18 protein-coding genes are annotated in these 17,909 nt (G+C 71.9%); 9 read left to right on the top strand and 9 right to left on the bottom strand.

The genetic code is table 11. From position 1 onward, the window contains the following. Positions 1-28 precede the first annotated feature (28 nt). Complete coding sequence (locus tag AB0B01_RS21780; RefSeq protein ID WP_361721451.1) at positions 29-556, top strand: hypothetical protein; 528 nt, start codon at positions 29-31, stop codon at positions 554-556. Here AB0B01_RS21780 and AB0B01_RS21775 read toward each other — a convergent pair. Together AB0B01_RS21775 and AB0B01_RS21770 are read right to left on the bottom strand one after the other, a co-directional pair. After that, a complete protein-coding gene (locus AB0B01_RS21775; protein ID WP_361721448.1) occupies positions 507-2,906 on the bottom strand; it encodes an excinuclease ABC subunit UvrA in 2,400 nt (799 codons plus the stop codon). The two genes, AB0B01_RS21780 and AB0B01_RS21775, sit on opposite strands and share 50 nt — an antisense overlap. A gap of 36 nt (positions 2,907-2,942) precedes the next feature. Continuing rightward, positions 2,943-3,335 carry a VOC family protein gene (locus AB0B01_RS21770; RefSeq protein ID WP_361721445.1) on the bottom strand — a complete coding sequence of 131 codons (393 nt, stop codon included), beginning with the start codon at positions 3,333-3,335 and terminating at the stop codon, positions 2,943-2,945. 182 nt (positions 3,336-3,517) lie between these two features. Between AB0B01_RS21770 and AB0B01_RS21765 the strand changes: the two genes are divergently transcribed. From AB0B01_RS21765 to AB0B01_RS21755, 3 genes are all read left to right on the top strand, one after another. After that, a complete protein-coding gene (locus AB0B01_RS21765; RefSeq protein WP_361721442.1) occupies positions 3,518-3,916 on the top strand; it encodes a helix-turn-helix transcriptional regulator in 399 nt (132 codons plus the stop codon). An 18-nt stretch (positions 3,917-3,934) separates the two neighbouring features. Beyond that, complete coding sequence (locus AB0B01_RS21760; protein ID WP_361721439.1) at positions 3,935-4,495, top strand: hypothetical protein; 561 nt, start codon at positions 3,935-3,937, stop codon at positions 4,493-4,495. Between the two features lie 171 nt (positions 4,496-4,666). Then, complete coding sequence (locus AB0B01_RS21755) at positions 4,667-5,008, top strand: DUF2516 family protein (RefSeq protein ID WP_356849591.1); 342 nt, start codon at positions 4,667-4,669, stop codon at positions 5,006-5,008. 83 nt (positions 5,009-5,091) lie between these two features. Here AB0B01_RS21755 and AB0B01_RS21750 read toward each other — a convergent pair whose 3' ends face one another. The 3 genes from AB0B01_RS21750 to AB0B01_RS21740 all read right to left on the bottom strand — a co-directional run bounded on the left by AB0B01_RS21750 (position 5,092) and on the right by AB0B01_RS21740 (position 8,813). Further along, complete coding sequence (locus AB0B01_RS21750) at positions 5,092-6,414, bottom strand: fused response regulator/phosphatase (protein ID WP_361721435.1); 1,323 nt, start codon at positions 6,412-6,414, stop codon at positions 5,092-5,094. 301 nt (positions 6,415-6,715) lie between these two features. Further along, entirely contained in the window at positions 6,716-7,786 is a 1,071-nt protein-coding gene (locus AB0B01_RS21745; RefSeq protein WP_361721432.1) for an NlpC/P60 family protein, read from the bottom strand. A 190-nt stretch (positions 7,787-7,976) separates the two neighbouring features. Continuing rightward, positions 7,977-8,813, bottom strand: a complete 837-nt coding sequence (locus AB0B01_RS21740) for a class I SAM-dependent methyltransferase (RefSeq protein WP_361721429.1) — start codon at positions 8,811-8,813, stop codon at positions 7,977-7,979. A 234-nt stretch (positions 8,814-9,047) separates the two neighbouring features. Between AB0B01_RS21740 and mshA the strand changes: the two genes are divergently transcribed. After that, positions 9,048-10,385 (top strand): D-inositol-3-phosphate glycosyltransferase, encoded by a 1,338-nt coding sequence (mshA, locus tag AB0B01_RS21735; RefSeq protein WP_361721526.1) that lies wholly within the window; start codon positions 9,048-9,050, stop codon positions 10,383-10,385. Further along, positions 10,378-10,914: a YbjN domain-containing protein gene (locus AB0B01_RS21730; RefSeq protein WP_361721426.1), complete on the top strand. Its 537-nt coding sequence runs from the start codon at positions 10,378-10,380 to the stop codon at positions 10,912-10,914. The genes mshA and AB0B01_RS21730 overlap by 8 nt, the downstream gene beginning before the upstream one ends. Here the strand turns inward: AB0B01_RS21730 and AB0B01_RS21725 are convergent. Then, a complete protein-coding gene (locus tag AB0B01_RS21725) occupies positions 10,911-12,272 on the bottom strand; it encodes an MFS transporter (protein ID WP_361721423.1) in 1,362 nt (453 codons plus the stop codon). The two genes, AB0B01_RS21730 and AB0B01_RS21725, sit on opposite strands and share 4 nt — an antisense overlap. A gap of 166 nt (positions 12,273-12,438) precedes the next feature. Here AB0B01_RS21725 and AB0B01_RS21720 point away from each other — a divergent pair, with 166 nt between their 5' ends. Next, the gene (locus tag AB0B01_RS21720) at positions 12,439-13,200 is read left to right on the top strand and encodes a phosphoglyceromutase (RefSeq protein ID WP_361721420.1); all 762 of its coding nucleotides are present in this window, start codon (positions 12,439-12,441) and stop codon (positions 13,198-13,200) included. An 85-nt stretch (positions 13,201-13,285) separates the two neighbouring features. Here AB0B01_RS21720 and AB0B01_RS21715 read toward each other — a convergent pair whose 3' ends face one another. From AB0B01_RS21715 to phoU, 3 genes are all read right to left on the bottom strand, one after another. Then, positions 13,286-14,023, bottom strand: a complete 738-nt coding sequence (locus AB0B01_RS21715; RefSeq protein ID WP_361721417.1) for a VOC family protein — start codon at positions 14,021-14,023, stop codon at positions 13,286-13,288. A gap of 311 nt (positions 14,024-14,334) precedes the next feature. Next, positions 14,335-14,535 (bottom strand): hypothetical protein, encoded by a 201-nt coding sequence (locus AB0B01_RS21710; RefSeq protein ID WP_361721414.1) that lies wholly within the window; start codon positions 14,533-14,535, stop codon positions 14,335-14,337. A gap of 462 nt (positions 14,536-14,997) precedes the next feature. Continuing rightward, positions 14,998-15,675 (bottom strand): phosphate signaling complex protein PhoU, encoded by a 678-nt coding sequence (phoU, locus tag AB0B01_RS21705; RefSeq protein WP_361721411.1) that lies wholly within the window; start codon positions 15,673-15,675, stop codon positions 14,998-15,000. A 213-nt stretch (positions 15,676-15,888) separates the two neighbouring features. Here phoU and AB0B01_RS21700 point away from each other — a divergent pair, with 213 nt between their 5' ends. Next, complete coding sequence (locus AB0B01_RS21700) at positions 15,889-17,160, top strand: ATP-binding protein (protein WP_361721408.1); 1,272 nt, start codon at positions 15,889-15,891, stop codon at positions 17,158-17,160. A gap of 44 nt (positions 17,161-17,204) precedes the next feature. Then, complete coding sequence (locus AB0B01_RS21695) at positions 17,205-17,885, top strand: response regulator transcription factor (RefSeq protein WP_007265514.1); 681 nt, start codon at positions 17,205-17,207, stop codon at positions 17,883-17,885. The last annotated feature ends 24 nt before the right edge of the window (positions 17,886-17,909 follow it).

The following is a 17,909-nucleotide window of genomic DNA, read 5'->3' as shown; positions in this document are numbered from 1 at the left end:
GCCGGGACGGACCGACACGATGGTGGACATGACGACGACGCAGCTCAACGGCACTTCGACGACCGCTCCACGCTGGGCGGTTCGGGCCGCGCACCTGACCGCGCTGCTCACGCTGCCGTCCGGCCTGTGGCGCGTACTCCTGGCGGCGGGCTGCCTGGCGGGCTACACCGAGGCCGGATACACCGCCGCGGGCATCCCCGGCTGGGGCCGGGTCTACGTGCTCGCCCTCAGCGTGGGCAGCGAGGTGCTCGCCCTGCTCACGCTCGGCCTGGTGCGGCCCTGGGGCGAGGTGCTCCCGGCCCGGCTCCCGCTCGTGGGCGGCCGACGGCTCCCGCCGCGGGGGGTCACCGCCGCAGCCGGAGCCGTCGCGCTCGTATTGGCCCTCGTGTGGACCCCGTTCGTCCTGTGGTGGTCCCTCCCGCACCCCGACACGACCGCCCTCGGCGCCACGGTCGCGGGCTTCCTCTACCTGCCCCTGGTCCTGTGGGGCCCGCTGCTCGCGGCGGTCACCTGCGCGTACCACCGCCGACGTACGCCGCGAGGTGCTCGCCGGTGAGGGTGGAGCGGGCCGCGACGAGGTCGGCGGGGGTGCCCTCGAAGACGATCCGGCCGCCGTCGTGGCCGGCGCCGGGGCCGAGGTCGATGATCCAGTCGGCGTGCGCCATGACCGCCTGGTGGTGCTCGACGACGATGACCGACTTGCCGGAGTCGACGAGCCGGTCGAGCAGGCCGAGCAGCTGCTGGACGTCGGCGAGGTGCAGGCCGGCGGTCGGCTCGTCGAGGACGTAGACGCCGCCCTCCTCCGCCATGTGGGTGGCCAGCTTGAGCCGTTGCCGTTCGCCGCCGGACAGCGTGGTGAGGGGCTGGCCCAGGCTGAGGTAGCCGAGGCCGACGTCGACGAGCCGGTCGAGGATGCGGTGCGCGGCCGGGGTGCGTGCCTCGCCGGCGCCGAAGAACTGCTCGGCCTCGGTCACCGGCATCGCGAGTACCTCGCTGATGTCGCGGCCGCCGAGGTGGTAGTCCAGCACCGAGGCCTGGAACCGCTTCCCCTCGCACTCCTCGCAGGTGCTGGAGACGCCGGCCATCATCGCCAGGTCGGTGAAGACGACGCCGACGCCGTTGCAGGTGGGGCAGGCGCCCTCGGAGTTGGCGCTGAACAGCGCCGGCTTGACGCCGTTGGCCTTGGCGAACGCCTTGCGGATCGGGTCGAGCAGCCCGGTGTACGTCGCCGGATTGCTCCGCCGGGAGCCGCGGATCGCGCCCTGGTCGACGGAGACCACGCCCTTTCCGGGTGGGATCGAGCCGTGCACGAGCGAGCTCTTGCCGGAGCCGGCGACGCCGGTGACCACGCACAGCACCCCGAGCGGGATGTCGGCGTCGACGCCCTGGAGGTTGTGCGCCGTCGCCCCGCGGATCTCCAGCGTGCCGGTGGGCTTGCGCACCGTCTCCTTGAGGGCGGCCCGGTCGTCGAGGTGGCGGCCGGTGACGGTGCCGCCGGCCCGCAGCCCCTCGACGGTGCCTTCGAAGCAGACGGTGCCGCCCCCGCTGCCGGCGCCGGGGCCGAGGTCGACGACGTGGTCGGCGATCGCGATCGTCTGCGGCTTGTGCTCCACGACGAGCACCGTGTTGCCCTTGTCCCGCAACCGCAGCAGCAGGTCGTTCATCCGCTGGATGTCGTGGGGGTGCAGGCCGATGGTGGGTTCGTCGAACACGTAGGTGACGTCGGTCAGTGAGGAACCGAGGTGGCGGATCATCTTGGTGCGCTGTGCCTCGCCGCCGGAGAGCGTGCCCGACGGCCGGTCGAGCGAGAGGTAGCCGAGGCCGATCTGCGTGAACGAGTCGAGGGTCTGCCCGAGCGCGGTGAGCAGCGGAGCCACCGAGGGCTCGTCGAGGCCGCGGACCCATGCGGCGAGGTCGCTGATCTGCATCGCGCAGGCGTCGGCGATGCTGACCCCCTTGATCTTCGAGGCCCGGGCTCCCTCGCTGAGCCGGGTGCCGTCGCACTCGGGGCAGGTGGTGAAGGTCATCGTCCGCTCCACGAAGGCGCGGACGTGCGGCTGCAGCGCGTCGATGTCCTTGGACAGCATCGACTTCTGGATCTTCGGGATCAGGCCCTCGTAGGTCAGGTTGATGCCCTCGACCTTGATCTTGGTCGGTTCCCTGTGGAGGAGGTCGTGCAGCTCTCGCTTGGTGTACTTGCGGATCGGCTTGTCCATGTCGAAGAAGCCGCTGCCGCTGAAGATGCGGCCGTACCAGCCGTCCATGCTGTAGCCGGGGATCGTGAGCGCCCCCTCGGCCAGGGACTTGCTGTCGTCGTAGAGCTGCGTGAGGTCGACGTCGGAGACCGCGCCGCGGCCTTCGCAGCGCGGACACATGCCGCCGGTGCGGGTGAAGGTCGCCTTCACCGCCTTCTTCGCGCCGCGCTCGACGGTGATCGCACCGCTCGCCCGGACCGAGGGGACGTTGAAGGCGTAGGCGCTGGGCGGGCCGATGTGCGGCGTTCCGAGCCGGCTGAAGAGGATGCGCAGCATCGCGTTGGCGTCGGTGGCGGTGCCGACGGTGGAGCGGGGGTCGCCGCCCATGCGCTGCTGGTCGACGATGATCGCGGTCGTCAGTCCGTCGAGGACGTCGACCTCGGGCCGGGCCAGCGTGGGCATGAAGCCCTGGACGAAGGCGCTGTAGGTCTCGTTGATCAGCCGCTGGGACTCGGCGGCGATCGTGTCGAACACCAGCGAGCTCTTGCCCGAGCCCGAGACGCCGGTGAACACGGTCAGCCGGCGCTTCGGGATCTCGACGCTGACGTCCTTGAGGTTGTTCACGCGGGCGCCGTGGACGCGGATCAGGTCGTGGCTGTCGGCGGCGTGCGGCGCGGGCGCCTGCGTGTCCGTCCTCTTGGCCGTGCTCATCGTCTCTCCCTCTGTCGGGCGGGGGTCTTCGCGGGGTCAGCGGTCCTGGAGCAGCCCGAGGACGTTGCCGTCGGGGTCGGTGACGGTGGCCACCAGGCGGCCGCCGCCGACGTCGTGCGCGGGCTCCTTCACCTTGGCACCCGCGGCGGTCACCTCGGCCAGCTTCGCGTCGAGGTCCGCCACCTGCCAGTAGGCCACGGGTGAGGTCATGCCCTGCGGTCCACCGGCCGGAACCAGCCCGATGCTCTGGCCGGCGGTCTCGAAGCCGACGTAGTAGGACTCGTCGGTCTGCGGCGGTACGCCGAGCAGGGCGGTGTACACGGCCTTGGCCGCCGCCAGGTCGGAGACGGGGTGCAGCACGGTCTTGACGCCCTGCGTGGAAGAAGGGGAAGACGGGGTAGAGGGGGAAGGGGCAGAAGAGCCGGTCATGGTCGCTCCCGGTGGGAAGGGGTTGTGGCATTCACGCTAGGTGCGGCCGGGTCTCCTGTGCTTCTCGATTCCTGACCGGTCTCCGGTCCCTGGGCTCCGGCCCTGTCCGACGCGACACGCCGGGTGGGTGCTCTTGCAAGCATGCGCTTGCAATAGTTAGCAAACTCCGGCAGGATCGGGGCATGGCATCGCTCAACGTCGGAAATCTCGGCGAGTTCCTCCGCGACCAGCGGCGGCAGGCCCAGCTCTCGCTGCGGCAGCTGGCCGATGCGGCCGGAGTGTCGAATCCGTACCTGAGCCAGATCGAGCGCGGGCTGCGCAAGCCGAGCGCGGACATCCTCCAGCAGCTGGCCAAGGCGCTGCGGATCTCCGCGGAGACGCTGTACGTGCAGGCCGGGATCCTCGATGAGCGGGATCGGGACGAGGTGGAGACGCGCAGCGTCATACTCGCCGACCCGTCCATCAACGAGCGGCAGAAGCAGGTGCTGCTCCAGATCTACGAGTCGTTCCGCAAGGAGAACGCGCAGGAGGCCGACCCGGCCGGCGCGGACGGCCCCCAGCACCAACGAACCGAACTGTGATCCGGGAGGACCAGCCCCATGGCCATCGCCGATGACCTGAAGAAGACCCTCACCGACCCGACCCCGCTCTACTTCGCCGCCGGCACCGCCGATCTCGCGGTGCAGCAGGCCAAGAAGGTGCCCGGCCTCATCGAGCAGCTGCGCGCCGAGGCGCCCGCGCGCATCGAGGCCGTGATGAACACCGACCCGAAGATCGTCCAGGAGAAGGCCAAGGAGGCGCAGGAGGCGGTCACCGCCAAGTTCGCCGAGGTGCTCGGCGCGATCGACCCGAAGAAGCTCGGGGAGACCGCGCAGGACCTGGCGCTGCGCGGGGTCGGCGTGGCCGCCGAGTACGCGGTGCTCGCCAAGGAGACCTACGACAAGGTCGCCGAGCACGGTGAGCAGGCCGTACGGGCCTGGCGGGGCGGGGTCTCCGAGGAGATCGTCGACATCGCCGTCGCCGTGGAGCCGGACCCGCAGCCCGAGACCGCCGCGGCGGCCCCCGCGGCGGAGTCCGAGGGCGTACCGGCCGCGCGCAAGACCCCGGCGCGCAAGAGCGGCCCGCGGAAGTCCGCCGGCACGCCGGGCGAGGAGAGCTGATCCGGAAGGACGCATAGGACGCGCTGACGCGCAGGACGCGTACGCATCCCGGGACGGCGGGCCGGACACCGGTGGGGTGTCCGGCCCGTTGGACGCGGTGGGGGGCGGCTCTGCGGGTAGCGTGGAGTCAGGCGGCAGAAGACGGGCCAGCGGGAGAAGGCGGTCGAGGCGATGTTGATGAACGGGTTCGATAACGGGGTCCTCCCGTTGCTCGGGTTCGCCATGCTGGCGCTCGCCGTGGTGGCCTTCGTCCTCGCGCTGGTGGCGCGGGAGGACGCGTACCGGGCCGCCGACAAGCAGAGCAAGACGTTCTGGCTGGTCATCCTCGGCGTCACGGTCCTCGTGGACTTCTTCCTGGCGAGCATGCTGTTCCTGCAGATCGCCGGTCTCGTGGCCACCATCGTGTTCTTCGTGGACGTCCGCCCCGCCCTCAAGCAGGTCTCGGGTGGCGGCCGCCGCCGGGGCGGCAGCAGCAGTGACGGCCCGTACGGGCCGTACAACGGCGGCCGGTAGCCGGCGCCGCAGCAGCGGCCGGTGGCGTGTCCTGTGGCGCGGGCTGTGACGGCGCCGCGTGACGGTGCCCGCCGGGCCCGGCCTCAGCTCTCGTTGCGCGAGAGCAGGACCACCGCCACGTCGTCGGTGAGCTCGCCCCCGTTGAGCCGGCGGGCCTCGGTGACGGATGCCTCCAGCAGGCCCTCGCCGCTCAGCCCGCGGTCCAGGTGGCGGTTGATCATCTCGACCATCCCGTCCTGGCCGAGCCGTTCCCTGCCCTCGCCGATGCGGCCCTCGATCAGCCCGTCGGTGTAGAGCATCAGGCTCCAGGTCCCGCCCAGCTCGACCTGGCGGCGCGGCCAGCGGGCCTTGGGCAGCAGCCCCAGCGCCGGGCCGCTGTTCTCGTACGGGAGGAGCCGCGCGGGCCGCCCCGGCCGGGACACCAGCGGGGCGGGATGCCCGGCCAGGCACAGGCCCGCCCGCCGGCCGTCGGGGCTGATGTCCACCGTGCAGAGCGTCGCGAAGATCTCCTCGCAGGGGCGCTCCACCTCCAGGACCTCCTGGAGGGTGGCCAGCAGGTCGTCACCGCACAGCCCCGCGAGGGTCAGCGCCCGCCAGGCGATGCGCAGCTCGACGCCGAGGGCGGCCTCGTCCGGGCCGTGGCCGCAGACGTCGCCGATCATGGCGTGGACCGTGCCGTCGGGGGTGCGCACGGTGTCGTAGAAGTCCCCGCCGAGGAGGGCGCGGCTGCGGCCGGGCCGGTAGCGGGCGGCGAAGCGGAGGTCGGAGCCTTCGAGGAGGGGCGTCGGGAGCAGTCCGCGCTCCAGACGGGCGTTCTCCTGGGCCCGCAGTTTCGATTCTGCAAGCTTGTACTGGGCGATGTCGGCCCGTTTTCTCTCCACCGCGTAGCGGATGGCCCGGCTCAGCAGCCTGCCGTCGAGCTCGTCGCGGAAGAGGAAGTCCTGCGCGCCGACCCGTACGGCCTCGGCGCCGCGCTCGGCGTCGGCCTCGGCGGTCATGACGAGGACCGCGTGCCGGGGCGCCATGCGCAGCACTTGGTGGAGGGTGGCGAGCTGGTCGGCGGCGGGGTCGCGGGTGGCGGTGGCGCCGCCGGACGCCGCCGTACGGCTGCCGCCCTGCGCGTCGGCGAGGGCGAGGTCCAGCAGGATGCAGTGGACGTCGGGGGTGAGCAGGCGGGCGGCCTCGGTGAGGTTGCGGGCCGTGCGGAGCCGGATGCGGTGGCGGTCGGCGTCGAGGATCTCCGGGACGGTGAGACCGCCCGCGGGGTCGTCCTCGATCACCAGCAGGGTCAGGGATGCCTGTGGGGATGCCTGTGGTGCGGCGGTGGGGGCTGCGGGCTGACCGCTCTCCGTGGCGGGGGCCTCCGGGAGGGGGATGTCCCTCTGCCGCGGTACGGGTACGGGCATCGTCTCCGGTTCCTTCCCTCCCCCCGAGGGTGCGCTCGTGCGCCGACCCTAGCGGTCCGTCCTGGGCGAGCGGAATGGCGTTCTGGGCCAAGGCCGCCGGCATATGCCGTTATCGCGGGGGAAAGTCCGTCTCACCGCATGACCAACGTCACGGTGAGCCGGGTCGCAGTCCCGCCTGACGAGACGTCGCCGCCGGGTGACCGGTTCCCTCCGGGTCCCCGCCGCCGCGGGCGCGGAGGCGCGGGCGGCTGCACGTCCCACCGACGGGCGGCGGCCGCCCGTCGGCGCGGGCGGGCGGCTGCTAGGCGTCCGGGCGGACGACCGCCTTGATCGGCATCGAGCCGGCTCCTGCGAGGGTGACGTTGCGGCCGGGTCGCGGGGCGTGGATGATCGCGCCGTCACCCACGTACAGGGCGACGTGGCTCGCGTCGTCGAAGTAGATGATCAGATCGCCGGGCCGCATGTCCTTGAGGGCCACCTTCGGCAGCAGCCGCAACTGCTCCTGCGAGGTGCGCGGAATCGCCTTCCCCGCCGACAGCCACGCCTGGGAGGTCAGACCGGAGCAGTCGAAGGCGGCCGGACCCTCGGCGCCCCACACGTACGGCTTGCCGACCTGCGCGGCGGCGAACTGCACCGCCTTGCGGCCCGATTCGGACGCCGAGGCGTTGAGCTCCTTCAGCACGCCGGTCGAGAGCCATGCCGCCTGCGCCTTGTACTGCGCGTCGTGCTCCAGCTGGAGCAGCCGGGCCTTCTCCTCGGCCTGCAGCTTGCTCTCCAGCTCCTCGGCCGCCTTGATCTTGTCCTCTACCTCCTTCTTCGAGGCCGCCTGCTTGACCCGGTTGGCTTCGAGCTTCTGCCACTGCTCGCTCGCGTCCTTCGCGTACTGCTGCAATGCGCCCTGGGTGCGGTTCATTTCGGCGAGCAGGTCCGTGGTCGCCTTCGCGCCCTGCCGCAACCGGTCGGTCCCGTCGAGGAACTGACTGGGGCTCCCGCTCAGCGCCAGCTGGGCGCCGGCCGGCATCCCGCCCGAGCGGTACTGGGCGCGCGCGGCGGCGCCCGCGCGGTTCTTCAGGGCCGTGATCCGATCCTGGCCCGCGACGACCTGCTTGGCGATCTCGACGATCTTGGCGGACTGGGCCTTGGCCTCGCTCTCCGCGAGGTTGTAGGCGTCCGTCGCCGTGCCCGCCTGCCGGTAGAGCTCGTCGATCTCCTTGCGTACCTGCTCAAGGGACGTGGCGCCCGGCTCGGGCAGCGGCGCCGCATGCGCGGCTCCCGGCGCACCCAGCACCCCCGACACCGCGAGCAGCGCCGACGCGCACAGCAGCGTGAGAGCGGTCCTGCCCCTCCATCGCCTGCGCTCCACGGTCGCCATGGTCCCCCCAGGTGGCCCGAGTCGGATCCGACATCAGATCTGACTATCCATCAGTAACATTCACTGCCTTCGGGATGGTGCCACGAGTCCGTGAAATCCAACACCCTTGCCCAGCCGAACCAGTCCTCCACACACGACCCCGACGACTCAACGGGCCGCCCCGACTACCGGTTCCCCCGCTGCGCCACATTCACCCCGCCGGACGCAACGCCTCCCAGCGCACCGTCAGTTCCCCCTGCCGCCACCGCCCCGGCCCGTCCGCCAGCGGCCAGTCGCCCGACAGTGCCCGGGCCGTACGGATCCAGCGCTGCCGCGCCCCGTACGAGGCGTACGGAGCCGCCGCCGCCCACGCCCGGTCGAAGTCGCGCAGGAACGCGTACACCGGTTCGCCCGGAACGTTCCGGTGGATCAGCGCCTTCGGCAGCCGCTCCGCCAGGTCCGAGGGGCGCTCCAGCGAGCCCAGCCGGGTCGCGAACGTCACCGTCCGCGGCCCCTCCGGCCCCAGCGCCACCCACACGTGCCGCCGCCCGATCTCGTCACAGGTCCCCTCCACGAGCAGCCCCTCCGGGGCCAGCCGCCCGCACAGCCGCTCCCAGATCGCCGCCACCTGCTCCTCGTCGTACTGGCGCAGTACGTTCGCCGCGCGGATCAGCGCCGGGCGCGCACCGCCGTCCAGCGGCACCTCGAAGCCGCCGTGCCGGAAGCTCAGCCCCTCGCACTCGTACGGCTTGGCGCCCGCGACCCGGGCCGGCTCGATCTCGATGCCGACCACCCGCACCCGCGGCGCCGCCTCCCGCAGCCGGGCCAGCAGCTCCACCGCCGTCCACGGCGCCGCCCCGTAGCCCAGGTCCACCGCCACCGGCGCCTGCGCGCGCCGCAGCGCCGCCCCGTGCGCGGCCGCGATCCAGCGGTCCATCCGGCGCAGGCGGTTCGGGTTCGTCGTCCCGCGCGTCACCGTCCCCACGGGGCGGCCGGTCCGGCCGGCGGCGACGGCACGACCAGGGGGCGGAACGGAACGGGAGGACATGGGGCGAGGGTAAGCGGAGCGCCCCCGCCGGAGAAAAACCGGGCGGCCCACGAGGAAAAAAGCGGATGCCCCGGAATGCGGGGCACTGCCGTTCGGGTTGCACTCCTTGGCGGGTGCCGAGCGCGCTCCCGCCGCCATGCCCGTCCGCCCCGCCATCCGCATGTCGTCCGAGCGAGAGGAACTGCTCCCTTGAGCCAGTACGTGTCCCGCATCGGCGGCAGCCTCGGCGGCCGGATCGCGTCCGCCCGCAGCGCCCGCCACGACCCGCCCCGCCTGCGCCTTCCCGCCGTCGGCCACCACCGCAAGCCGCGCCGCGTGGCCATGCTCAGCGTGCACACCTCACCGCTGCACCAGCCGGGCACCGGCGACGCCGGCGGTATGAACGTCTACATCGTGGAGCTCGCCAAGCGGCTCGCCGCGATCAACATCGAGGTCGAGATCTTCACCCGGGCCAGCGAGGGCGGGCTGCCGCCGGTGGTCGAGCTGGCCCCCGGCGTCCTCGTCCGGCACGTGGACGCGGGCCCCTACGAAGGCCTCGCCAAGGAGGACCTCCCCGCCCAGCTGTGCGCCTTCACCCACGGCGTGATGCAGGCCTGGGCCGGCCACCGCCCCGGCTACTACGACCTCGTCCACTCCCACTACTGGCTCTCCGGGCACGTGGGCTGGCTCGCCGCCGAGCGCTGGGGCGTCCCCCTCGTCCACGCCATGCACACCATGGCCAAGGTCAAGAACGCGGCGCTCGCCGAGGGCGACACGCCCGAACCGGCCGCCCGCGTCATCGGCGAGACCCAGATCGTGGCCGCCGCCGACCGCCTGATCGCCAACACCACCGAGGAGGCCGAGGAGCTCGTCCGCCACTACGACGCCGACCCCGGCAAGGTCGCCGTCGTCCACCCCGGCGTGAACCTCGACCGCTTCGCCGTCGCCGACGGCCGGGCCGCCGCCCGCGCCCGCCTCGGCCTGCCCCAGGACGCCGTCATCCCGCTCTTCGCCGGACGGATCCAGCCCCTCAAGGCCCCCGACCTGCTGCTGCGCGCCGTCGCCGAGCTGGTCGACCGCGACCCCTCGCTGCGCCACCGCCTGTTCGTCCCCGTCGTCGGCGGCCCGAGCGGAAGCGGCCTCGCCAAGCCGGAGGGCCTGCAGAAACTCGCCGCGAAGCTCGGCATCACCGACCTCGTGCACTTCCACCCGCCCGTCGCCCAGGACCGGCTCGCCGACTGGTTCCGGGCGGCGTCGGTGCTGGTGATGCCCTCGTACAGCGAGTCGTTCGGGCTCGTCGCGATCGAGGCCCAGGCCACCGGCACGCCGGTGCTGGCCGCCGAGGTCGGCGGACTGCCGGTCGCCGTCAACGACGGCGTCACCGGCATCCTCGTACCGGGACACGACCCGGTGGACTACGCCCGTGAGCTGCGGCGTTTCGTGGACGACCCGGCGCTCACCGAGCGCATGGGCGGCGAGGCGGCGCGGCACGCGCAGTTCTTCGGCTGGGAGACGGCCGCGAGCGGCACGGCCGACGTGTACACCGCGGCCATGCATGATCATCGCCGTCGCGTACGCTCCCACCATGGCTGACACCGCGGAGATCATCGAGGCCACGCTGAGCGGCGCCGAGCTGAGCTGGGAGTGCCCCGAGCCGGGCGCGTACGTCGTCCAGCTCCCCGGCAACCGCAAGCTGTCCACCACCTGCTCGCTGCGGATCGGCCGGCACTCGCTGTCGGTCAACGCCTTCGTGATCCGCCACCCCGACGAGAACGAGGCCGGGGTCCACCGCTGGCTGCTGGAGCGCAACCTCAAGCTGTACGGGCTGAGCTACGCGGTGGACCGCCTCGGCGACATCTACCTGACGGGCCGCCTGCCGCTGTCCGTGGTCACCCCGGAGGAGCTGGACCGGCTGCTCGGCACGGTCCTGGAGGCGGCGGACGGGGCGTTCAACACCCTGCTGGAGCTGGGCTTCGCGGGTGCGATCAAGCGCGAGTACGCGTGGCGCGTCTCCCGGGGCGAGTCCACCCGCAACCTGGACGCCTTCAGGCACCTGACCAGGCCGTCGGCCGAGGCCGGGGCCGAGCCCGAGGCAAAGCCCGAGGCTCAGCCGCAGCCTTAGGCCTGGACCTGGGCCGGGGCCTCCGCGCCGGCGACAGCGGGCGCCGCGGCCGCCGCCGCGGGAGCCGTTTCCTCCTCGGAGCGGGCGCCACCCTCGGGTACGGCGGGTACGGCGCCACCCGCAGGGAGGTCCTCGGCCGCGGGGAGCCCGCGCATCAGGAGCCAGTAGCCCACCGCCGCCACCGTGCCCAGGACCCCTGTGGACCCCCACAGCCAGCCCGCCCCGAACCGGTCGATCACGAAGCCGGCCAGCAGCGGCGCCACCAGCGAGGCCACCGCCCACGACAGGGTGTACATCCCCTGGTAGCGGCCCCGCCCGTGCACCGGGGACAACTGCGCGACCAGGCTCATCTGGGTCGGCGAGTTCACGATCTCCGCCAGCGTCCACACGCACACCGTCAGGGCGTACGCCCACAGCGGCCCCGCGAAGGCCGTCAGCGCGAACCCGTACCCCGCCAGCAGCGCCGAGACGACCAGCAGGCGGCGCGGATCGCGGTGCTCGATGAAGTGGCTCACCGGGATCTGCAGCAGCACGATCAGCACGCCGTTCACGGCGATGACCAGCCCGTAGTCCGCCGGGGAGAAGCCCGCGGCGCCCATGGTGACCGGCAGGCCGTAGAACCCCTGCGAGAAGACCATGGAGATCAGGAACGACAGCCCGACCACCCCCATGAACCGCCCGTCGCGCAGCACCGTCCCCATCCGGGTCCGGTCCCCGGGGCCGTCCGCGACGCCGGCCTTGGCCGCCTCCGCAGCGCCCCGCTGCGGACGGGACTCGGGCAGCTTCACGTACACCAGCACCGCACACACCAGCGTCAGCGCCGCCTCGCCCAGGAACCCGGCCAGGTAGCTGTACTGGGCGATCAGTCCCGCGGCCGCCGAGCTCACGGCGAAGCCGAGGTTGATCGCCCAGTAGTTGAGCGAGAACGCCCGTACCCGGTCCTGCGGCGGCACGATGTCCGCCATCATCGCCTGCACCGCCGGGCGTGAGGCGTTCGAGGTCAGCCCCACCAGCAGCGCCACCGCGGCGATCGCCGCCGGATCCTCCATGAAGCCGAGCAGCGCCACGGAGAACGCCGTCGAGGCCTGGGCCGCCAGCAGCGTGGGACGCCGCCCCAGCCGGTCGGTCATCACCCCCGCGGCGAGCGAGGAGACCACCCCGCCGAGCCCGTGCAGCGCCGCCACCAGTCCCGCGAAGGAGGCCGAGTAGCCCCGCTCCAGCGTCAGGTACAAGGTCATGAACGTGGCGACGAAGGCCCCGAGCCGGTTGACCAGCGTGCTCGCCCACAGCCACCAGAACGCCCGCGGCAGACCCGACACGCTCTCCCGGGCAGCCCGTCTCAGACTGGCAACGGACATACGGAATCCCCCCGGGCGATGTAAGTGGCTCTCCTGCTCCTCGCACCGTACGGCCAGGCGCCCCGGACGGCCACTGAATTGACGCGCCGCGTCAATCGGAAGGAGGCCCGGCCACCCCCCGGACACCGCGCGCGAGCGCTCCGGCCCGTCCATTAGGCTCGTACGCATGGCCGACGCACCGTACAAGCTGATCCTCCTCCGCCACGGCGAGAGCGAGTGGAACGCGAAGAACCTGTTCACCGGCTGGGTGGACGTCAATCTCAACGAGAAGGGCGAGAAGGAGGCGGTCCGCGGCGGTGAGCTGCTCAAGGACGCCGGCCTGCTCCCCGACGTCGTGCACACCTCGCTCCAGAAGCGCGCGATCCGCACCGCGCAGCTGGCACTGGAGGCCGCCGACCGCCACTGGATCCCGGTCCACCGCTCCTGGCGCCTGAACGAGCGCCACTACGGCGCCCTCCAGGGCAAGGACAAGGCCCAGACCCTCGCGGAGTTCGGCGAGGAGCAGTTCATGCTGTGGCGCCGCTCGTACGACACCCCGCCGCCGGCCCTTGAGGACGGCACCGAGTTCTCCCAGTCGGACGACGCCCGCTACGCGACGATCCCGCCGGAGCTGCGCCCGCGCACCGAGTGCCTCAAGGACGTCGTCGTCCGCATGCTGCCGTACTGGTACGACGGCATCGTCCCGGACCTGCTCGCCGGTCGCACGGTCCTGGTCGCCGCGCACGGCAACTCCCTGCGCGCCCTGGTCAAGCACCTGGACGGCATCTCCGACGCCGACATCGCGGGCCTGAACATCCCGACCGGCATCCCGCTCTCCTACGAGCTGGACGCCGAGTTCAAGCCCCTCACCCCGGGCGGCACCTACCTCGACCCGGAGGCCGCCGCGGCCGCCATCGAGGCCGTCAAGAACCAGGGCAAGAAGAAGTAAGTGTTGTGATCATGCCTCCCACCTGTGCGCATACAGCGCGGGTGGGAGGCATTCTCATGCCCTGGGTCGGAGTCGTTGCTCAAGGTCAGCGAGGCGTGAGGAGGCAGAACTCGTTGCCTTCCGGGTCGGCCAGAACCGTCCAGGAGATTACGGACTGATCGATATCAGGGTCGGTGGCGCCCAGGGCGCGCAGTCGGGCTGCCTCTGCGGCCACGTCGTCTCCGGGGTAGGGGCGGACGTCGAGGTGGACGCGGTTCCACACGCTCTTGGTGTCGGGGTTGCGGAGGAACTCCAGGTAGGGGCCGACGCCTTTGGCGGAGCGCATGGTCGCGTGGTCGTCGGTGACCTCGTGCAGCGTCCAGTCCATCGCCTCGCCCCAGAACCGGGCCATCCCTCGTGGGTCGGTGCAGTCGACCACCACCGCGGCGATCGGCCCGGTGTCCTGGTAGATCGGACGGGGCTCCAGGACGCAGAACTCGTTGCCTTCCGGGTCGGCCATGACCGTCCAGGGGACGTCGCCCTGCCCCACGTCGGCGAGCGTCGCGCCGAGATCCTTCAAGCGCTCGACCACCTCCGCTTGATGGGCGGTCGAGGTGGTGGCCAGATCAAGGTGCACGCGGTTCTTCACGGTTTTGGGTTCCGGGCGGGCGACGATGTCGATGCAGACGGCCACGGGGTCGGGGTAGGCGAAGCCCACGGGTTCGAGGTTGGTCACGCCGGGTCCCTCGCTGTCGACACCCCAACCGAGTGCCTGCGCCCAGAACCGGCCGAGCGCGGAGTCGTCCTGGGCTTTCATGTTGATCTGCACGAGTCGGGTTGCCATGCAGCAGATCCTAGAAGCTGCCGCCGGCCCAGGCCGCCGCGATCAGACATGTGCTCGACCAGGTGCCGACTGTGGTCGCGCCTGCCGAGACTTCCGACCGGGGCGAGTCCTTGTGAACGAAGGCAAGCCCCGACGCCGACGCCAGTGACCGATCGAATGCTGCTCAAGCCTGCGCCGGCCGACTCGGCCCGCACGCTCCACGAGCGGGCGACCCCAGCAGACGACACGCGCGACGCCGGCTGAAGCCACCCACTCCGGGCAAAGCCCCCACGTGGGGCGTTGCCGCCGGTGGGAGCTTTGGCGATGGTCGGTCAATAGACGGTGTACCCGTCGTACTTACCGCCCTGGCAGTACTTGTGATCTCCGTAGTACACGACTTTTCCTCCGGCGTACGTGCAGTCGTAGCCGGAGATGTCGGGCGCGGAGGCCTGAGCGGTGGCAGCGCCCGTGAGGCCGGCTCCTGCAAGGGCTGCCGCGGCGATGGCAGCGGCCAGTAGTCGTCGAACACGCATCTGCTTCCCCTTTCGCGGATTGACTGGTGGGCCACTAGCCACGCTCCTCCGCACCCATGGGGGTGGCGCCTCACGTTGCTCCATTCGAGTGAAAGTCGCGCGGCGCCGACCGCGAAAGCCCCTGCCGGCGGACTCGCCCGCCGCCCGCCGCCCGACGGAGGGGAACGGAAAGGGCCCCGTCCGGCACTTCGGACGGGGCCCTCGGCACGCCGGCGGCGGTCAGCCGCCGCACTGGCATGGTGCACCGGACTGGCACCCGCAACCGCAGCCCGAGCCGCAGCCGCAGGCCGCGAGCAGCGGGAGGCGGAGCGGTTCGGGCCGGGTCGGCGGCGGCTGCTCGTACTCCGGGGTGATGGGGACGGGGGAATCGGGCATGGTTCCTCCTCGCAGGCGGCGGAGTGCCTTCGCCCCATTCATGCCCAGCCACACCGGCGCGTCAACGGCGCACTGGGGCAGAACGGCTCAGACGCCCTCGACCTGCGTGGGCGGCTGGAGCTCGTCCGCGTGCTCGCCCGTCACCAGGTAGACCACGCGCTTGGCCACCGACACCGCATGGTCCGCGAACCGCTCGTAGTAGCGGCCCAACAGGGTCACGTCGACCGCCGTCTCGATGCCGTGCTTCCAGCGGTCGTCCATCAGGTGCTGGAACAGCGTGCGGTGCAGCTGGTCCATCTCGTCGTCGTCCGTCTCCAGCTGGAGCGCCAGGTCCACGTCCTTCGTGATGATCACCTCGGCCGCCTTCGCCATCAGGCGCTGCGCCAGCTGCCCCATCTCCAGGATCGTCGCGTGCAGGTCCCGGGGGACCGCCGTGTCCGGGAAGCGCAGCCGGGCCAGCTTGGCCACGTGCTGGGCGAGGTCGCCCGAGCGCTCCAGGTCGGCGCTCATCCGCAGCGAGGTCACCACGATGCGCAGGTCGGTGGCGACCGGCTGCTGGCGGGCCAGCAGCGCGATGGCGCGGGCCTCCAGGTCGTGCTGGAGGTCGTCGACCTTCTGGTCGGCGGCGATGACGCTCTCCGCCAGCTTCAGGTCGGCGTCGAGCATGGACGTCGTGGCCCGCCCGATCGCGGAACCGACGAGCCGGGCCATCTCGACCAGGCTCTCTCCGATCGAGTCCAGTTCCTCGTGGTACGCGTCACGCATGGGTGTCCCTCTCTTGGCCTACTGCGTCTGGTGCCCGGGGGGCGGGCCGGGGTGGCCTCCTGCCCCACGGTGACACGTTCGGACGCGAACGCGTCCGACTCCGGCACCCCAAGTGAATCAACCCCGTCCCCAGGGTGAACTCTGGGCGACGACTGTTCGAGGTGCCACCCGAACGGCTGTGGAAGTGCCGTCGTGCCTGCTTAACCTGGATGCATGGACGTGAACGCGGCGGTCGCCGCAGCTGCAGCGATCGCCGGTCTGTGCACCGGCGTCATCGCGATGCTGGCGTTCCGCTGGAGCGAGCGCGACCAGGCCCGCCCCACCAGGAGCTCCATGCGCCCCGACATCAATGCGGTCCTGCCGCCCGGCGTGGACACCGTCCTGTCCGTGCTCCGCTCCTCCGCCGTCGTACTCGACGAGGGTGACGCGGTGGTCAAGGCCAGCTCGGCGGCGTACGCCCTCGGACTGGTCCGCGGCGGGAAGCTGGCCGTGGAGCCCATGCTCCACATGGCCCGCGACACCCGCCGCGACGGGGAGATACGCCAGGTCGAACTCGACCTGCCGCGGCGCGGCACCGGCCGCGGCGAGGCCCTCGCGGTCTCGGCCCGCGTCGCCCCGCTCGGCTCCCGGCTCGTGCTGCTCCTCGTCGAGGACCTCACCGAGGCCCGCCGCATCGAGGCCGTACGGCGCGACTTCGTCGCGAACGTGTCGCACGAGCTGAAGACGCCGGTCGGCGCGATCTCCCTGCTCTCCGAAGCGGTCATGGACGCCGCGGACGACCCCGAGGCGGTCAGCCGCTTCGCGGGCCGCATGCAGATCGAGGCCACCCGCCTGATCAACCTCGTACAGGAGCTCATCGACCTCTCCCGGGTGCAGAACGACGACCCGCTGGAGGACGCCGAGCCCGTACGCGTGGACACCCTCGTGGCGGAGGCCATCGACCGCTGCCGCCACACCGCCTCGTCGAAGCAGATCACCATGGCCGCGGGCGGCACCGCCGACCTGCGGGTCTGGGGCCACCGCGAACAGCTCGCGGCAGCCCTCGGGAACCTGGTCGAGAACGCCGTCAACTACAGTCCCGCCCGCACCCGCGTCGGCATAGCCGGCCGCAGGGTGTCGGCGCCGGGCGGCGATCTGATCGAGATCGCCGTGACCGACCAGGGCATCGGCATCCCGGAGAAGGACCGCGAGCGCATCTTCGAACGCTTCTACCGTGTGGACCCGGCCCGCTCCCGCGCCACCGGCGGAACCGGCCTCGGCCTCGCGATCGTCAAACACGTGGCGGCCTCGCACGGTGGCGAGGTGTCGGTCTGGAGCTCGGAGGGGCAGGGCTCCACCTTCACCCTGCGGCTCCCGGAAGCAGGCGCGCGCGCCCAGGCCCACGACTCCGGGACCCCTGACGCGGAAGCCCGTACGGACACGAACCCCGACTCCGCCGGGCCCGCCGCCCCGGCCCCCACCACCCCCCACTCGACCCCTGCCTGACCCGCCTCACCAGAACCAGCCATCCCTGCCCCGGAGGTCCTTCCGTGACCCGAGTGCTCGTCGTCGAGGATGAGGAATCCTTCAGCGACGCCCTGTCCTACATGCTCCGCAAGGAGGGCTTCGAGGTCGCCATCGCCGCGACCGGGCCCGACGGGCTCGACGAGTTCGAGCGCAACGGCGCCGACCTCGTCCTCCTCGACCTGATGCTCCCCGGCCTGCCCGGCACGGAGGTCTGCCGGCAGCTGCGCGGCCGCTCCAACGTCCCCGTCATCATGGTGACCGCCAAGGACAGCGAGATCGACAAGGTCGTCGGCCTGGAGATAGGAGCCGACGACTACGTCACGAAGCCCTTCTCCTCGCGGGAGCTGGTCGCCCGCATCCGCGCGGTCCTGCGCCGCCGCGGAGAGCCGGAAGAGGTCACCCCGGCCGCGCTGGAGGCCGGTCCCGTACGGATGGACGTCGACCGCCACGTGGTCACGGTCGCCGGAGCCAAGGTGGACCTCCCGCTGAAGGAGTTCGACCTGCTGGAGATGCTGCTGCGCAACGCGGGCCGCGTGCTGACCCGCATGCAGCTGATCGACCGGGTCTGGGGCGCGGACTACGTCGGCGACACGAAAACCCTGGACGTCCACGTAAAGCGCCTGCGCGCCAAGATCGAGCCGGACCCGGGCGCGCCGCGCTATCTGGTCACGGTCCGCGGCTTGGGTTACAAGTTCGAGCCGTAGGCCTCCGGCGGGGGCGCGGGTGGT

This window comes from Streptomyces sp. NPDC044571, assembly GCF_040647115.1.
Taxonomy (GTDB): Bacteria; Actinomycetota; Actinomycetes; order Streptomycetales; family Streptomycetaceae; genus Streptomyces.
Note: the sequence above shows the minus strand (reverse complement) of the source record. Positions and strands in the feature narration are given on the sequence as shown.

What these genes read in the sequence shown, in the direction of transcription:
- AB0B01_RS21700 (WP_361721408.1), top strand. Translation starts at nt 15,889, where the DNA reads ATGGACGTGAACGCGGCGGTCGCCGCAGCTGCAGCGATCGCCGGTCTG.
- AB0B01_RS21745 (WP_361721432.1), bottom strand. Translation starts at nt 7,786, where the DNA reads ATGGCGACCGTGGAGCGCAGGCGATGGAGGGGCAGGACCGCTCTCACG.
- AB0B01_RS21720 (WP_361721420.1), top strand. Translation starts at nt 12,439, where the DNA reads ATGGCCGACGCACCGTACAAGCTGATCCTCCTCCGCCACGGCGAGAGC.
- AB0B01_RS21775 (WP_361721448.1), bottom strand. Translation starts at nt 2,906, where the DNA reads ATGAGCACGGCCAAGAGGACGGACACGCAGGCGCCCGCGCCGCACGCC.
- AB0B01_RS21750 (WP_361721435.1), bottom strand. Translation starts at nt 6,414, where the DNA reads ATGCCCGTACCCGTACCGCGGCAGAGGGACATCCCCCTCCCGGAGGCC.
- AB0B01_RS21765 (WP_361721442.1), top strand. Translation starts at nt 3,518, where the DNA reads ATGGCATCGCTCAACGTCGGAAATCTCGGCGAGTTCCTCCGCGACCAG.
- AB0B01_RS21740 (WP_361721429.1), bottom strand. Translation starts at nt 8,813, where the DNA reads ATGTCCTCCCGTTCCGTTCCGCCCCCTGGTCGTGCCGTCGCCGCCGGC.
- AB0B01_RS21780 (WP_361721451.1), top strand. Translation starts at nt 29, where the DNA reads ATGACGACGACGCAGCTCAACGGCACTTCGACGACCGCTCCACGCTGG.
- AB0B01_RS21715 (WP_361721417.1), bottom strand. Translation starts at nt 14,023, where the DNA reads ATGGCAACCCGACTCGTGCAGATCAACATGAAAGCCCAGGACGACTCC.
- AB0B01_RS21755 (WP_356849591.1), top strand. Translation starts at nt 4,667, where the DNA reads ATGTTGATGAACGGGTTCGATAACGGGGTCCTCCCGTTGCTCGGGTTC.
- AB0B01_RS21770 (WP_361721445.1), bottom strand. Translation starts at nt 3,335, where the DNA reads ATGACCGGCTCTTCTGCCCCTTCCCCCTCTACCCCGTCTTCCCCTTCT.
- AB0B01_RS21710 (WP_361721414.1), bottom strand. Translation starts at nt 14,535, where the DNA reads ATGCGTGTTCGACGACTACTGGCCGCTGCCATCGCCGCGGCAGCCCTT.
- phoU (WP_361721411.1), bottom strand. Translation starts at nt 15,675, where the DNA reads ATGCGTGACGCGTACCACGAGGAACTGGACTCGATCGGAGAGAGCCTG.
- AB0B01_RS21730 (WP_361721426.1), top strand. Translation starts at nt 10,378, where the DNA reads ATGGCTGACACCGCGGAGATCATCGAGGCCACGCTGAGCGGCGCCGAG.
- AB0B01_RS21760 (WP_361721439.1), top strand. Translation starts at nt 3,935, where the DNA reads ATGGCCATCGCCGATGACCTGAAGAAGACCCTCACCGACCCGACCCCG.
- AB0B01_RS21725 (WP_361721423.1), bottom strand. Translation starts at nt 12,272, where the DNA reads ATGTCCGTTGCCAGTCTGAGACGGGCTGCCCGGGAGAGCGTGTCGGGT.